The organism is Streptomyces parvulus (genome assembly GCF_014648855.1).
Taxonomy (GTDB): domain Bacteria; phylum Actinomycetota; class Actinomycetes; order Streptomycetales; family Streptomycetaceae; genus Streptomyces; species Streptomyces parvulus.
Genome location: NZ_BMRX01000001.1, coordinates 118,265 through 133,491, shown reverse-complemented (window position 1 = coordinate 133,491; position 15,227 = coordinate 118,265). Strand labels below are relative to the sequence as shown.

Here is a 15,227-nt window from a genome sequence, read left to right as displayed (position 1 = left end):
TAGCCTACCCAAACTGCGGAGCGGGGGCCGGGTGATCTCCGTGACGGTACGTAGTGGTCCGTAGCGCACGAAAAAGGGCACCCGGCGGGTCTGCGCCGGGTGCCCTGGGAGCGGCGGGTTCAGTCCTCGCTGGGTGCCGCGGGGAGCTTCGTCTGGATGAGGTCCATGACGGTGGAGTCGGTCAGGGTGGTGACGTCCCCGAGCTGGCGGTTCTCCGCGACGTCGCGCAGCAGGCGGCGCATGATCTTGCCGGAGCGGGTCTTGGGCAGCTCGGCCACCGGCAGGATCCGCTTGGGCTTGGCGATCGGGCCGAGCGCCGTGCCGACGTGGGTGCGCAGTTCGGCGACCAGGTCCTCGGACTCCGCCGCCGTGCCGCGCAGGATCACGAAGGCCACGATGGCCTGTCCGGTGGTCTCGTCGGCCGCGCCGACCACGGCGGCCTCGGCGACCGAGGGGTGGGAGACGAGGGCCGACTCGACCTCCGTGGTGGAGATGTTGTGGCCGGAGACGAGCATCACGTCGTCGACGCGGCCCAGCAGCCAGATGTCGCCGTCGTCGTCCTTCTTGGCGCCGTCGCCGGCGAAGTACTTGCCCTCGAAACGCGACCAGTACGTGTCGATGAACCGCTGGTCGTCGCCCCAGATCGTGCGCAGCATCGACGGCCACGGCTCGGTGAGGACCAGGTAGCCGCCCCCGCCGTTCGGCACCTCGCGGGCCTCGTCGTCGACGACGGTGGCGCTGATGCCGGGCAGCGGGCGCTGGGCCGAGCCCGGCTTGGCCTCGGTGACGCCGGGCAGCGGCGTGATCATCATCGCGCCGGTCTCGGTCTGCCACCAGGTGTCCACGACCGGGGTCGCGTCCGCGCCGATGTTCTTGCGGTACCAGACCCACGCCTCGGGGTTGATCGGCTCGCCGACCGAGCCGAGGACGCGCAGGGAGGACAGGTCGAACTTGGCGGGGATGTCGTCGCCCCACTTCATGAACGTCCGGATCGCGGTGGGCGCGGTGTACAGGATCGTCACGCCGTACTTCTGCACGATCTCCCAGAACCGGCCCTGGTGCGGGGTGTCCGGCGTGCCCTCGTACATGACCTGCGTCGCGCCGTTGGCGAGCGGGCCGTAGACGATGTAGGAGTGCCCGGTGACCCAGCCGACGTCGGCGGTGCACCAGTAGACGTCGGTCTCCGGCTTGAGGTCGAAGACCGCCCAGTGCGTGTACGCCGCCTGCGTGAGGTAGCCGCCGGAGGTGTGCAGGATGCCCTTGGGCTTCCCCGTGGTGCCGGAGGTGTAGAGGATGAAGAGCGGGTGCTCGGCCTCGAAGGCCTCCGGCGTGTGCTCGGCGGACTGCCGGTCGACGGTCTCGTGCCACCACTTGTCGCGGGAGTCGTCCCACGCCACGTCCTGCCCGGTGCGGCGGACGACGAGCACGTGCTCGACGATCCCGGCGCGCTCCACCGCCTCGTCGACGGCCGGCTTGAGGGCGGAGGGCTTGCCGCGCCGGTAGCCGCCATCGGAGGTGATGACGACCTTGGCGTCCGCGTCCTGGATGCGGGTGGCGAGGGCGTCGGAGGAGAAGCCGCCGAAGACCACGGAGTGCGCGGCGCCGATCCGGGCGCAGGCCAGCATCGCGATCGCCGTCTCCGGGATCATCGGCATGTAGACGGCGACCCGGTCGCCCTTCTGCACACCCAGCTCCAACAGGGCGTTGGCGGCCTTGGAGACCTCGTCCTTCAGCTCGGCGTAGGTGACGGAGCGGCTGTCGCCGGGCTCGCCCTCGAAGTGGATGGCGACGCGGTCGCCGTGGCCGGCCTCCACGTGCCGGTCGACGCAGTTGTAGGCGACGTTGAGCCTGCCGTCCTTGAACCACTTGGCGAACGGCGGGTTCGACCAGTCGAGCGTCTCGGTCGGCTCCTCGGCCCAGCTCAGCCGGCGGGCCTGCTCGGCCCAGAAACCGAGCCTGTCTGCCTTGGCCCGTTCGTACGCCTCCGCCGTGACGTTGGCGTTCGCGGCCAGGTCGGCGGGGGGTGCGAACCTGCGTTCTTCCTTGAGCAGGTTGGCCAAGGATTCGTTGCTCACGACATCTCCCATTCTCAGGGTTGTCCGTTGTGTCCCAGGCCACAGCTCATCAGACCCGGGGGGCCGATGACAAGGGCCGACGGGCAACTGGTTTAGACCTGTCGCGTTCCCGGTGCGGCCCCGGTCACCCGTACCCACGGACGCCGGTCGCGGCGAGTTCAGCCTCTGTAACGCCCGTCACACACCGGTGCGCGGCGCCGCGCGGGGCGGGCCGCGCACCGACGGTGCCGGGTCAGACGGTCACGTCCGTCTCCAGGACCCGCCGGAACACGGCTTCGCCGCCGTCCTCGGCGAGCAGGTAGGCCTGAGCCTCGCCGACGTGGAAGTACATGCCCTGCAGTTCCAGGTCGCCCGCGCGCAGTGCCCGGGAGACCGACTCGTGGGCGCGCAGGTGCTCCAACTGCTGGACCACGTTGACCAGGGAGAGCCGCTCGGCGGTGTCCGCGCAGGGCCGTCCGGCCAGCCGGGGCCCGGCGTCCGCGTCGGCCGCGTCGGCCGCGTCGGCCGCGTACCCCTCGTCCCCGTGGTTCCCGGCGCCCCCGGGCACCCGCGAGAGGCTCGGCAGCCCGTGCCGCAGCCATCTGCGCAGCGGGGTCTGGGCGCCGCCGGGCTCGGCGCTGAGCAGCGCCTGCATGGCCCCGCACCCGGAGTGCCCGCACACGGTGACGGACCGCACCTTGAGCACGTCGACGGCGTACTCGATCGCGGCGGCCACCGAGTCGTCGCCGCCCTCCTCGCCGGGCAGCGGCACGAGGTTGCCCACATTGCGCACCACGAAGAGGTCGCCCGGACCGCTGGAAGTGATCATGGACGTGACCACCCGGGAGTCCGCGCAGGTCAGGAAGAGCTGGGAGGGCTGCTGCCCCTCGCGGGCCAGCCGCGCCAGTTCACCGCGCACCAGGGGCGCGGTGTTGCGCTGGAAGGCGCTGATGCCGCGGGCGAGTTCGCGCCCGCCGCCCGGACCGTCGGCGCCCTCGGCGGGGCCGGGACCGGCGGTGTCCGCCCGCGCGGCCCGGCCGGTCCGGTCCGTCCGGCCGGAGGGACCGGCGGCGGGGCCGGTGCCGGCCGCGGAGTCCTGCCGGGTGGTGCCGGGCGGGGGCGCGGTGGGCGGGCGTTCGCACTGGTGGTTGCGCCAGGGAGTCCAGGGGCGGCAGCGGCAGTTGTCCGTGTCCGCGGGTTCGGAGATGCGGGTGCCGGGCCGGCGTCCGGTGATGTCGACGGCGCCGCCCTGCGCGGTGTGCGTCTTCTGCCAGTCCTGGAGCGTCTCGAACGCCGCGTGGTCCATGAACGACCCGTCCAGCTCCACGACCGCGTCCGCCCCGTGCGGCACCTGGTGCAGCACGCGGCTGAGCCGGGGCACCGCGAGGAACGTCAACTGGCCGCGCACGTGCACGTGGTGGACGCCCGCGGTCTCGTCGTGGGTGATGCGGGTGCGGGTGAGGCGGTGCAGGGCGACGCCGACCGCGACGGCGATGCCCAGGGCGACGCCCTCCAGGACGCCGAGGAAGACCACGCCGGCGGTGGTGACCGCGTAGACCAGCACCTCGCGGTGGCGGGTCACCGTACGGATGTGGTTCAGCGAGATCATCTTGAGGCCGACGGCCATCACCAGGGCGGCGAGGGAGGCGAGCGGGATCAGCTCGAGGGCCGGGACGAGGAGCAGGGCGGCGATCACCACGAGACCGCCGTGCAGCATCGTGGAGTTGCGGCTGACGGCGCCGGCCGCCACGTTCGCCGTACTGCGTACGGCCACCCCGGCGATGGGCAGTCCGCCGAGCGAGCCGGAGACGATGTTGGCGGCGCCCTGGCCGAGCAGTTCCCGGTCGAGGTTGGAGCGCTTGACGCGGCCGGTCAGGCCCGGGCGGGCGGCGACCAGCTTGTCCACGGCGACCGCGCCGAGCAGGGACTGCACACTGCACACCAGCGTGGTGGTGAGGACGGCGGCGACGAGGCCGAGCACCGGCCCCTCGGGCAGCGTGGCCAGCGCGTGGCTGCTCCAGGACGGCAGGTCGACCTTGGGCAGGCGCAGTCCCGCGACGGCGGCGACCGCGGTGGCGCCGGCGACGGCGATCAGGGCGGCGGGCAGCTTGCCCAGGAGCTGACCGGCCCGGCCCGGCAGGCGCGGCCAGAGACTCAGCAGGCTCAGCGTCAGCGCGCTCACGGCCAGGTCGGCGGGGCGCACGTCGGCCAGCTGGGCGGGGAGCGCGACCAGGTTGTCGGGCACGGAGCTCTGCGGGGTACCGCCGAGGACGATGTGCAGCTGGGCGACGGCGATGGTGACACCGATGCCGGCGAGCATGCCGTGCACGATGGCGGGGCTCACCGCGAGGGCCGAGCGGGCCACGCGCAGGCAGCCGAGGCCCAGTTGGGCGAGGCCGGCGAGCACGGTGATGGCGCAGGTCGTGCGCCAGCCGTACTGCTGGATGAGGTCGGCGGTGACCACGGTGAGGCCCGCGGCGGGGCCGCTGACCTGGAGCGGGCAGCCGCCGATCCGCCCGGCGACGATTCCGCCCACCGCGGCGGCGACGAGGCCGGCCTGGAGGGGCGCGCCGGTGGCGAGGGCGATGCCCAGGGACAGGGGCAGGGCGATCAGGAACACGGCGATCGAGGCCGACACGTCGGCGCCCGCGACGCGGAAGCGCCGGGGGCCGCGGGGCGGCGGGCTGTGCGGCGGGTGGACGTGCTCGGTGCGGGCGGAATCGGCGTGGGCGGGGACGCAGGCTGACATCTTTTCCCGTCTCCTGAGGGGCTGCGCGGTCGCGGTCGGGCGGCCGTGGGTCACGGCGTACAGCGGCGGGATGCCAGAGCGCTCATGATTGCGCTCAGTAAACAGAGCGTAATTCAGAGTAAAGAGAAGGCATAGACTTTTCGCGCAAATGGAGTAAGGCCCCGCGCATTCGAGTGCATCAGTTATTTCATCGGCTTGTCGTACTAATTCCTTCTCATTTCCGTGTCACCTTGACGGCGCTGACGGCACGTCCCGGCTCAGCACCCCGACATCGCCTTGTCGGCGTTGGCCCGAGAGAAGGAAGAAGGTGGGCTGAACATGGCCGCCACCCACAGGATGGCCGCGTACACCGTGGTCGCGGCGGTCTGCGCCGCGGCGCTCGCCGGTTGCGCGCTCGACAGCGGCAGCGGTTCCGGCGAGGGCACGAAGGGCTCGCCGAAGGAAAAGGGGGAAGCCGCCCCGGCACCGAAGAACGCGGTCCGCCTGATCGGCGACGGTTCCACCGCGTACACCGGCGCCCAGCCGCACCTTCCCCGCCCCGAACGCCTCAAGGCCGGCCAGAAGCCCCCGCAGTTCGTGGTCTTCTCCTGGGACGGCGCGGGCGAGGACAGCCAGAGACTGTTCTCCCACTTCCGCGAAGTGGCCAAGGAGAACAACGCCACGATGACGTACTTCCTGAGCGGCGTGTATCTGCTGCCGGAGGAGAAGCGGGACCTGTACCGGCCGCCCCAGCACTCCCCGGGCCGCTCCGACATCGGCTTCAACGACGAGCAGGGCATCACCGACACCGTCGAGCAATTGCGCATGGCGTGGCTGGAGGGCAACGAGGTCGGCACCCACTTCAACGGGCACTTCTGCGGCGCCGGCGGCGGCGTCGGCGAGTGGTCCGTCGACGAGTGGAAGGAGGAGATCACCCAGGCCAAGCAGTTCGTGAAGACCTGGAAGAGCAACACGGGTTCGAAGAACGCGGCGCCTCTCCCCTTCGACTACGACAAGGAGCTGATCGGCGCCCGCACCCCGTGCCTGGAAGGCCAGAAGAACTTCGTGAAGGCCGCGAGCGAGATGGGCTTCCGCTACGACAGCAGCGGCGTCGACAACCAGGTGTGGCCGGAGAAGAAGCAGGGCCTGTGGGACCTCTCGATGCAGCTCGTGCCGTTCCCCGGGCACTCCTACGAGCAGCTCACCATGGACTACAACTACATGGTCAACCAGTCGGGGACCAGCACCCAGGGCGACCCCGCCAAGCGGGAGTTCTGGGGCGACCAGATGCGTGACAGCCTGCTCCAGGGCTTCCAGCGGGCCTACGACGGCAACCGCGCGCCGCTGATCATCGGCAACCACTTCGAGTCCTGGAACGGCGGCACCTACATGCGCGCCGTCGAGGAGGTCGTCGAGCAGGTGTGCACCAAGGAGGAGGTGCGCTGCGTGTCCTTCCGCCAGCTCGCGGACTGGCTGGACGCCCAGGACCCCAAGGTCCTCAAGAAGCTGCGCACCCTCGGTGTCGGCGAGGCTCCGGAGAAGGGCTGGAAGCCCTTCCTGTCGGCCCAGCCGGCTCCGGCGCCGAAGGGCGTGCCCGGGGCGCCGGCCGCCAAGCAGTAGCGCGGACCGGCGCGAGGGGTCACGCGGGCGCGACGACCTCCTCGCCGAGGACGAAGCCGGGATCGACCTGCGCCGCCAGGTCGGTCCCGGTGCGCTCGTTGCCCCAACTCCGCGCGTTCCGCTGGTGGAACTCGACCATCTGGCGTGTGTAGCGCCTCCAGTCCCGTGACCCGTACGTCTCGTCGGCGGCCGTGCGCAGGGCGCGCAACGCGCGGGCGTTGACATCCTCCAGGAGGTCGAACCGGGGCGGGCGGCCCTTCTCCATGGCACGCACCCAGTCCGAGTGCCCGACGGTCACCAGGAGGTCGTCGCCGGCCTGTTCGCGCAGGAAGTCGAGGTCGTCGGGGCCCTGTACCTTGTTTCCGACGACCTTCAGGGTGACGCCGAAGTCGCGGGCGTACTCCTTGTACTGGCGGTACACGGAGACGCCCTTGCGGGTCGGCTCGGCGACCAGGAACGTCATGTCGAAGCGGGTGAACATGCCGGAGGCGAACGAGTCCGAGCCGGCGGTCATGTCGACGACGACGTACTCGTCGGGGCCGTCGACCAGGTGGTTGAGGCACAGCTCCACCGCTCCGGTCTTGGAGTGGTAGCAGGCGACCCCCAGGTCGGCGTCCGTGAAGGGCCCGGTGACCATCAGGCGGACCGCGCCGCCGTCGAGTTCCACCGGCCGGGCGCAGGCGTCGTACACCGGGTTGTCCTCGCGCACCCGCAGCAGGCGCGAGCCCTCGCCGGGCGGCGTCGTCTTGATCATCTTCTCGGCGGAGGCGATCCGCGGGTTGCTCCCGCGCAGGTAGTCCTTGATCAGCGGCAGGTGCTCGCCCATCGCGGGCAGCCCGGCCGACTCCGCCTCGTCGAGGCCGAGCGCGGCTCCGAGGTGCTGGTTGATGTCGGCGTCGATCGCGACGACGGGCGCGCCGGCGGCGGCGAGATGGCGGATGAACAGGGAGGACAGGGTGGTCTTGCCGCTGCCGCCCTTCCCGACGAAAGCAATTTTCATGTTCACCAAGCGTAGTGGCTCGATAGCTGTACGTGGCACGCGCAACCGGTAATACGTGAAGAAGACCACTCATTCGTGGGGCGCGGCGCCGGGGTGCGTAGGGTCGTACTCATGAGTACGACAGGCGCGACCGCCGATCCGCTCGCGGCCCTGGGCGCACTGCCCGGCGTGGCCGAGTCCGTGGAGTCCGTGCGCAAGGCGGTGGACCGCGTCTACGGCCACCGGATCATGCGGCGCCGCAGCAACGAGATCACCTCCGAGGCGGCCCTGCGCGGCGCCCGGGGCTCGGCGGCCCTCTCCGGGGCGGACTGGGCCCTGGAGGAGGTCCGCAGGCGGACCGACTTCAGCGGCGACACCGAGGCGCGGACGGTGGGCGCCGCACTGCGGCTGACCGCCGAGGCGGGCCAGTTGCTGTCCATCTGGCGCCAGTCGCCGCTGCGCGTGCTGGCCCGGCTGCACCTGGTGGCGGCCGCCGACAACGCCGACCAGGTGGGGCGGCCGCGCCACGAGGGCGAACCGGTGGACGAGCCGCTCGTCGAGCTGCCGCTGCCCGGCGCCGCGGAGGCGCACGGCCGGCTGGACGGCCTCGCCGCGCTGGTCACCGCGGGCGGTTCCGCTCCGGCGCTGGTCACGGCCGCCGTCGTGCACGGCGAACTCCTCGCGCTGCGGCCCTTCACCTCGCACAACGGCCTCGTCGCGCGCGCGGCCGAGCGCATCGTCCTGGTCGGCAGCGGCCTCGACCCCAAGTCGGTCTGCCCGGCCGAGGTCGGCTACGCCGAACTGGGGCGCGCGGCCTACCTGGCGGCGCTCGACGGCTACGCCTCCGGGACCCCGGAGGGCATGGCCGCCTGGATCGCCCACTGCGGCAAGGCGGTGACGCTGGGGGCGCGTGAGTCGACGGCGGTCTGCGAGGCGCTCCAGCGCGGGGCCGCGTAGGCGGACCCCGGGCGCGCGCCCAACAGAGAAATGCGGCGGTACGAGGACTCGTACCGCCGCTGGCATGTCCTACCGGGTTACCAAGCGTCCTCGCTGTGTTGCCCATCAGGCCGGGTACTTTGCCCGTCACCTGGTGCGGCTGGCCCGTAATCGACGGGTCGACGTCGCGTGGGTGCCCAGTGGCCATGCTCGGTCCGTGGGGCCAAATGCGTTGTTAAGGTGATCCTTTCGGATGTCCTTGGTCTCGCGGGCCGTTGATTCCTTTGTACTCCTGCCCCCCAGTAAGCGGAAGTGCTCGCCGCACTTCTTTACTTTTGCGCTCATACGCGGGTGAAAGGGTGCGGGGCTGAGGGGCTGAGGTCCGGGGCCGGTGCTTCCCGAGGCGAGCGTCCGTCAGGCCGCCGTGGACCGCCGCCGGCTCGCGTACCAGACGAGGCCGGCGGTGGCCGCCGCGGCGCCGACCGCGGCGGCGGCGACCAGGGCCGGCCGGGGCGGCACCGAGAATCCGCCGATGCGCTGCTTGAGCCGCACCGGCCGGTGGAAGTCGAGGATCGGCCACGCGCGCGTGAGTGCCTCGCGGCGCAGCGCCCGGTCCGGGTTCACCGCGTGGGGGTGGCCGACGGCCTCCAGCATCGGCACGTCGGTCGCCGAGTCGCTGTAGGCGTAGCAGCGGGAGAGGTCGTACCCCTCGGACGCGGCAAGCTCCCGGATCGCCTCCGCCTTCGTGGGGCCGTACGCGTAGTACTCCACCTCGCCGGTGAAGCAGCCGTCGTCCCCCACGATCATGCGGGTGGCCACCACCCGGTCCGCGCCCAGCAGTTCGCCGATCGGCTCGACGACCTCGGCGCCCGAGGTGGAGACGATCACGACGTCGCGGCCGGCCGTGTGATGCTCCTCGATCAGGGAGGCGGCCTCGTCGTAGATGATCGGGTCGATCAGGTCGTGCAGGGTCTCGGCGACCAGCTCCTTGACCAACTGGACGTTCCAGCCGCGGCACAGCGCGGAGAGGTACTCCCGCATCCGCTCCATCTGGTCGTGGTCGGCCCCGCCGGCGAGGAACACGAACTGGGCATACGCGGTACGCAACACGGCCCTGCGGTTGATCAGCCCGCCTTGGTAGAACGACTTGCTGAACGTCAGCGTGCTCGACTTCGCAATGACCGTCTTGTCCAGGTCGAAGAAGGCCGCCGTGCGGGGCATGGAGAGGGGCAAGGAGGGGTTTTCCACGACCCTGAGCATAGGTGCAGCCCATTCGGCGTAAGCTGTGGCGCGTGGGTTTGCCTGAGAAGGCTCTCGGGTACACCATGGAAGTCACGGATCGTTCGCGACCGTGCTAACCCGGTCCGACTCCTCCCCCCCCGAGTCGGCCGTGGAGACGACCCCCGCTCTCCCCCCCGGCGGGGGTCGTCGCATGTCCGGACGCGTTTTCCGGCTCTCCTTCCGCTCCAGTCCGTGTGCTGTGGTGGCGTGCGAGGTATGGATGGCATGCGCATGACACATAACTGCGAGTAGCCGAAGTGCTGCTCTGTGGAAGTCGTGCGCCGGCTGCGGGGCGGGCGGTGGAGGCTCACCGGTTTGGGTGACGGTGATATTCACAACCGTCAACTCGTCCACAGTTTTGGACCAAGATCCACACTATTTCCGCGTTCGCCGCACCGTGATTCCCATGCGTCCGGGCCGCGCCGAGTTCTACGGCCGGATCTCTTTGCCGGACACGTCATGCCGGCCGTTCAAACGGGGACCGCTTTCCGGTTCTCCGTACGGCCGCGAATCGAAGGGGGAAGCGAACATGGCCGGAAACATCACGCCCGATCCGCCGCCCGTCGCGGGAGGGCGGCGGGGTGGGCCGCCCGCGAGCGGGCCCTTGATCGTCACCGAGGACGCCGGACTCCTCGACGACCTGCTGCGCCTGTGCGCGGCGGCCGGCGCCACACCGGAGGTGCACCACTCGCTGCCGGCGGGGTCGGCGGCGTCCGCGGGACCCGGGGTGGCCGCAGGGGCTCGGGAGGGGACGGCGGCCGGCGGGGGCGACGAAGGTTCGGCTCCCGGGCGGCGTGGGGCCTGGGACGCCGCGCCGCTCGTGATCGTCGGTGACGACGCGGCCCGGCGCGTGCGCGGGGCCGTACGGAGGCGGGGCGTGGTCCTCGTCGGCCGCGACCAGGACGACTCCGGGGTCTGGCAGCGCGCGGTGGAGATCGGTGCCGACCACGTCCTGCTGCTGCCCGACGGCGAGCAGTGGCTGGTCGACCGGATCGCCGACGTCGCCGAGGGCGTCGGCAGGCCCGCCCTCACCGTCGGCGTCATCGGCGGCCGGGGCGGTGCGGGGGCCTCCACGCTCGCCTGCGCCCTCGCCGTCACCTCCGCGCGGGAGGGCACGCGCAGCCTGCTGGTCGACGCCGATCCGCTGGGCGGCGGCCTGGACGTCCTGCTCGGCGGTGAGACGGCCGACGGCCTGCGCTGGCCCGCGTTCGCGGCCTCGCGGGGGCGGGTCGGCGGCGGCGCCCTGGAGGAGTCGCTGCCGGAACTGCACTCCCTGCGGGTGCTCAGCTGGGACCGCGGCGACTGCGTCTCGGTACCGCCGCAGGCCGTCCGGGCGGTACTGGCCGCGGCCCGGCGCAGGGGCGGCACGGTCGTCGTCGACCTGCCGCGCCGGATCGACGACGGGGTCGCCGAGATCCTCGCCCAGCTGGACGTCGCACTCCTCGTCGTCCCCGCCGAGCTGCGGGCCGTCGCGGCGGCGGGCCGGGTGGCCACCGCGGTCGGCATGGTGCTGCGCGACCTCCGCGTCGCCGTACGCGGGCCGTACGCCTCGGGGCTCGACGACCGCGAGGTGGCCCGGCTGCTCGGACTGCCGCTGGCCGGCGAGGTGCCGGTCGAGTCCGGGCTCCTGCGGGCCGCGGAGAGCCGACGCCCGCCGGGCACCGCCGCGCGCGGACCACTGGCGCGCTTCTGCCGGGAGTTCTGGGACCGGGCGCTGGTGGAGACGGGCGGTGCGGCGTGAGTGGGGAGCGGGTGCCTGGGGCCGGGTCGCCGAGGGGGGTGCGGGAGCCGAGTCCGCCGAGTGCCGGGGTGGTGCCCGGCTGGGCATCCCGGACGGCCCCGGGTCCGGTCGGTGCTGTCCGTCCGGGTGGGGTGGTCGCCCTCGGGTCGCCGGGGGCCGCTGGGGCGCGGGGCTCGGATCGGGGTGACTCGGCGTGGACGCCTGTCGCGCCGGTTTCGAGGTCAGGGGTACCGGCCTCCGGGTCGGCGGATTCGTCTCCGGACCCGGACCCGGCTCCGGCGCCCGGGGTGCTCGACGGGGTGCGGAGGTGGCTGGCCGAGAGCGGGGCGGAACCGACACCGGCGCGGGTGGCGCAGGCGCTGCGGGAACAGGGACGAGTGCTCGGGGACGCCGAGATCCTCGGCACCGCGGCGCGGCTCAGGTCGGAACTGGTCGGCAGCGGGCCGCTGGAACCGCTGCTCGCCGACCCCTCGGTGACCGACGTGCTGGTGTCGGCGCCGGACCGGGTCTGGGTCGACCGGGGCGGAGGGCTGGAACTGACGCCGGTCTCCTTCCCGGACGCGGGATCGGTACGCAGGCTCGCCCAGCGCCTCGCCACCGTCGCCGGCCGGCGGCTCGACGACGCCCGGCCGTGGGTGGACGCCCGGCTGCCCGACGGCACCCGGCTGCACGCGGTGCTGCCCCCGGTGGCCGTGGGGTGCACCTGCCTGTCGCTGCGGGTGGTGCGACCGCGCGCCTTCACGCTCGACGAGCTGGCGGCGGCCGGCACTGTCCCGCCGGGCGGCGACCGCGTGCTGCGCGCCCTGGTGCGGGCCCGGTTGTCGTTCCTCGTCAGCGGGGGGACGGGCAGCGGGAAGACGACGCTGCTGAGCGCGCTGCTCGGGCTCGTCGGGCCGGACGAACGCGTCGTGCTGGCCGAGGACTCGGCGGAACTGCGGCCGGACCATCCGCACGTCGTCCGCCTGGAGACCAGACCCGCCAACCAGGAGGCCGCCGGCCTGGTCACCCTTGAGGACCTGGTGCGACAGGCGCTGCGCATGCGCCCGGACCGGCTGGTCGTGGGCGAGGTGCGCGGGCCCGAAGTGGTGCACCTGCTCGCCGCGTTGAACACCGGCCACGAAGGCGGGTGCGGCACGGTCCACGCCAACGCCGCCGCCGACGTACCCGCCCGGCTGGAGGCCCTCGGCACCGCCGCGGGCCTGGACCGCGCGGCCCTGCACAGCCAGCTGGCCGCGGCGCTCTCGGTCGTCCTGCACCTGGTCCGCGACCGGACGGGCAGACGGCGGATCGCCGAGGTGCACGTGCTGGAGCGGGATGCGTCGGGGCTGGTGCGGACGGTGCCGGCCCTGCGATGGGGCCCGGCGGCCTTCCAGGCGGAACGCGGCTGGGAGCGGCTGCGGGAGCTGCTGCGCGGCGGAGGGCTCCAAGGGCCCCAAGCGCTCGAGGGGCTGGAAGGACTTGCGGGAGACCGTCGGACGGGGGCGTGTCGTGATGGGAACGGGTGACCTGCTGACGGGCGCGGCCACGGCGTGTCTGGGAGCCGCCGCGTGGCTGGCGGGCGGATGGCACTCCGGCGTGCGGCGCGCGCGGGCGGTGCTGGCTGAAGGCGGGACGGGTGTCGCCGGGACGCCGCCTCCGGTGCTCCGAGTGGCGGAGTTGCTGGCGCGGGCGCGAGGCCGGCTCGGGTTCGAGTGGTGGTCGCCGGCCGCCGGGCTGGTGCTGGCGCTGCTGGGCGCCTCGGTGCTGCCGCTGGTCGCGGGAGTCGCGGGCGTGCCGGTACTGCGGCGTACCCGGCTGGCCGCCACCGGGAGACGGGCCCGGGAGCGACGGCAGGAGGCGGTGCTCGCGCTCTGCGGGGCGCTCGCCGGAGAGGTGCGGGCGGGCCGGCAGCCCGGCGAGGCGCTGAGGGCGGCCGAGCGGGACTCCGGCGGGCTCGGGGACGCCCAGGCGGCCGTGCTCGCGGCGGCCCGCTTCGGCGGGGACGTTCCGGGCGCGCTCGCGGTAGCGGCCGGTCAGCCGGGGGCGGAAGGGCTGCGGGGACTCGCCGCCTGCTGGCGGGTCGCCGTCGACCAGGGCGCGGGACTGGCCACCGGGCTCGACCGGCTGGAGGGCGCGCTGCGCGCCGAACGGGACCAGCGCTCCGACCTGCGTGTCCAGTTGGCCGGTGCCCGGGCCACGGCGGTGATGCTCGCGGGCCTGCCGGTCCTCGGGCTCCTGCTCGGCGTGGCCCTCGGCTCCGACCCGCTCCACGTGCTGCTGCACACCGGAGCCGGGCTCGGCTGCCTGCTGGCCGGAGGACTGCTGGAGGCACTGGGCGTGTGGTGGGTGGCCCGGATCGTGCGGGGAGCGGAGGAGATCTCGTGAACGGTGAAGTTGTCCACAGGCTGGGGGCGATGGTGGGGACGCTGGCGGCGGTCCTCTGGCTGACACGGGTGCTCGCGGCGGCGAGGCGGGAGCGGGCGGTGCGCCGTCGCGTCACGGGGCTGCTGGTGCGCGCGCCGGCCCGGGCGAATCCGCGGGGTGCCGAGGTGCGGGCCGCTGTCCGCGCGTGGGGGCCGCTCCTGGGCACGGTGTGCGCCGGCTGGGCCGTGGTGGGAGGCGTATCCGGTGCCTTGGTGGGGCTGGCGGGTGCTGCGGCGCTGTGGCGGTACCGCTCCCGTCGCCCGGCCGACGGTACGGCCGGGGACGGCGCCGCCGCCCGGGCCGCCCGGCAACTGCCGCTGGCGGCCGACCTCCTGGCGGCCTGCGTCGCCGCGGGGGCGAGTCCGGTGGCCGCCGCGCGCGCGGTGGGCGACGCCTTGGGCGGGCCCGTGGGAGACGCGCTGGGCCGGGGCGCGGCGGAGGTCCGGCTCGGCGGCGAACCGGAGGGCGCGTGGCGCGGGTTGGCCGCCGTACCGGGCGCCGGTCCGCTGGCGCGACTGCTGGAACGGGCCGATGTCTCCGGGCTGCCCGCGGCGGGGCCGGCCGCTCGTCTCGCCGCCCAGGCCCGCGCCGACTGGGCCCGCCGGACCACGGTCCGGGCCCGGCGGGCGGCCGTCATGGTCACCGCCCCGGTGGGGCTGTGCTTCCTCCCCGCCTTCATCGCCGTGGGTGTACTGCCCGTGGTCATCGGGCTGGCCGGCGGGGTGCTGGGAGACGGGGGAGGCGGCCGCTGACCGAGCGCGGAGACCGACCGGCGTGGAGCCGGACACCGAGTGACGAACGAATGAGCCGAGAACGGCGATGAACCTCACGGGGGTTGAGATGTATCAGGCGGTACGGGCACGGCTGTGTGCCCTGGTGTGCGGAGCACGGACGGCGCTGCGGCGACGGGGCGTGCGGCGGGACGCGGGAATGGTCACCTCGGAGTACGCGATGGGGATCGTCGCGGCGGTGGCGTTCGCCGTGGTCCTGTACAAGGTCGTCACGAGCGGTGCGGTCAGCGCCGAGTTGCAGGGCATCGTGAAGCGGGCCCTCGATGCGCGGATGTGAGCGGCCGGTCAGCACGGAGGCGGCGCGGGCGGGCCGCCTCCGAGGCGGCTGTAGCCGCTCCGACGGAGGGTTCGTGACCGCCGAGACGGCCGTGGTGCTGCCGGTGCTGGTGGTTTTCGCGATGGCGCTGGTGTGGGGGCTGCTGGTGGTGGCCGCTCAGATCCAGTGCGTGGACGCGGCCCGCACGGGTGCCCGTGCGGCGGCGCGTGAGGATCCGGACGAGGCCGTCGTCGCGGTCGCCCGGGAGGCCGCGCCGCCCGGGGCCCGGGTCACGGTCGGCAGGGGAGCGGGTCTGGTCCGCGTGGTCGTGGTGGCCGAGCCGCCGGCGTTGCACGGCCTCCCCTTCGAGGTACGGGAGGAGGCCGTGGCCTCGGCGGAACGGCCCGGGGCGACGGTGGGGGCGGAGCCGTGAGGGGC

At 73.4% G+C, this 15,227-nt stretch carries 12 protein-coding genes; 8 read left to right on the top strand and 4 right to left on the bottom strand.

The features are described from left to right. Positions 1-119: 119 nt before the first annotated feature. Together acs and IE108_RS00600 are read right to left on the bottom strand one after the other, a co-directional pair. Positions 120-2,075 (bottom strand): acetate--CoA ligase, encoded by a 1,956-nt coding sequence (gene acs, locus IE108_RS00605; RefSeq protein ID WP_064729053.1) that lies wholly within the window; start codon positions 2,073-2,075, stop codon positions 120-122. A 232-nt stretch (positions 2,076-2,307) separates the two neighbouring features. Continuing rightward, the gene (locus IE108_RS00600; protein WP_064729054.1) at positions 2,308-4,803 is read right to left on the bottom strand and encodes a bifunctional SulP family inorganic anion transporter/carbonic anhydrase; all 2,496 of its coding nucleotides are present in this window, start codon (positions 4,801-4,803) and stop codon (positions 2,308-2,310) included. Positions 4,804-5,121: 318 nt separating this feature from the next. On the opposite strand from IE108_RS00600, the gene IE108_RS00595 reads away from it, so the two are divergent. Then, entirely contained in the window at positions 5,122-6,402 is a 1,281-nt protein-coding gene (locus IE108_RS00595; protein ID WP_064729055.1) for a polysaccharide deacetylase family protein, read from the top strand. Positions 6,403-6,421: 19 nt separating this feature from the next. Here the strand turns inward: IE108_RS00595 and IE108_RS00590 are convergent, their stop codons facing one another. Beyond that, a complete protein-coding gene (locus tag IE108_RS00590) occupies positions 6,422-7,402 on the bottom strand; it encodes an ATP-binding protein (RefSeq protein WP_064731877.1) in 981 nt (326 codons plus the stop codon). A gap of 111 nt (positions 7,403-7,513) precedes the next feature. Between IE108_RS00590 and IE108_RS00585 the strand changes: the two genes are divergently transcribed. Beyond that, entirely contained in the window at positions 7,514-8,338 is an 825-nt protein-coding gene (locus IE108_RS00585) for a Fic family protein (protein WP_064729056.1), read from the top strand. A gap of 393 nt (positions 8,339-8,731) precedes the next feature. On the opposite strand, the gene IE108_RS00580 is transcribed toward IE108_RS00585, so the two are convergent. Next, positions 8,732-9,577: an HAD family hydrolase gene (locus IE108_RS00580; RefSeq protein WP_189397551.1), complete on the bottom strand. Its 846-nt coding sequence runs from the start codon at positions 9,575-9,577 to the stop codon at positions 8,732-8,734. Between the two features lie 550 nt (positions 9,578-10,127). Here IE108_RS00580 and ssd point away from each other — a divergent pair. From ssd to IE108_RS00550, 6 genes are all read left to right on the top strand, one after another. Then, entirely contained in the window at positions 10,128-11,339 is a 1,212-nt protein-coding gene (ssd, locus tag IE108_RS00575; protein WP_064729058.1) for a septum site-determining protein Ssd, read from the top strand. A gap of 287 nt (positions 11,340-11,626) precedes the next feature. Further along, the gene (locus tag IE108_RS00570; protein WP_064729059.1) at positions 11,627-12,844 is read left to right on the top strand and encodes a TadA family conjugal transfer-associated ATPase; all 1,218 of its coding nucleotides are present in this window, start codon (positions 11,627-11,629) and stop codon (positions 12,842-12,844) included. Next, on the top strand, positions 12,831-13,703 hold the full coding sequence (locus IE108_RS00565) for a type II secretion system F family protein (RefSeq protein ID WP_064729060.1): 873 nt from the start codon (positions 12,831-12,833) through the stop codon (positions 13,701-13,703). Before IE108_RS00570 ends, IE108_RS00565 begins: the two co-directional genes overlap by 14 nt. Beyond that, a complete protein-coding gene (locus IE108_RS00560; protein WP_064729061.1) occupies positions 13,700-14,494 on the top strand; it encodes a type II secretion system F family protein in 795 nt (264 codons plus the stop codon). Before IE108_RS00565 ends, IE108_RS00560 begins: the two co-directional genes overlap by 4 nt. Positions 14,495-14,582: 88 nt before the next feature. Next, positions 14,583-14,810 carry a DUF4244 domain-containing protein gene (locus tag IE108_RS00555; protein WP_064731878.1) on the top strand — a complete coding sequence of 76 codons (228 nt, stop codon included), beginning with the start codon at positions 14,583-14,585 and terminating at the stop codon, positions 14,808-14,810. Further along, on the top strand, positions 14,797-15,222 hold the full coding sequence (locus IE108_RS00550) for a TadE family type IV pilus minor pilin (RefSeq protein ID WP_079163605.1): 426 nt from the start codon (positions 14,797-14,799) through the stop codon (positions 15,220-15,222). The genes IE108_RS00555 and IE108_RS00550 overlap by 14 nt, the downstream gene beginning before the upstream one ends. Positions 15,223-15,227 lie beyond the last annotated feature (5 nt).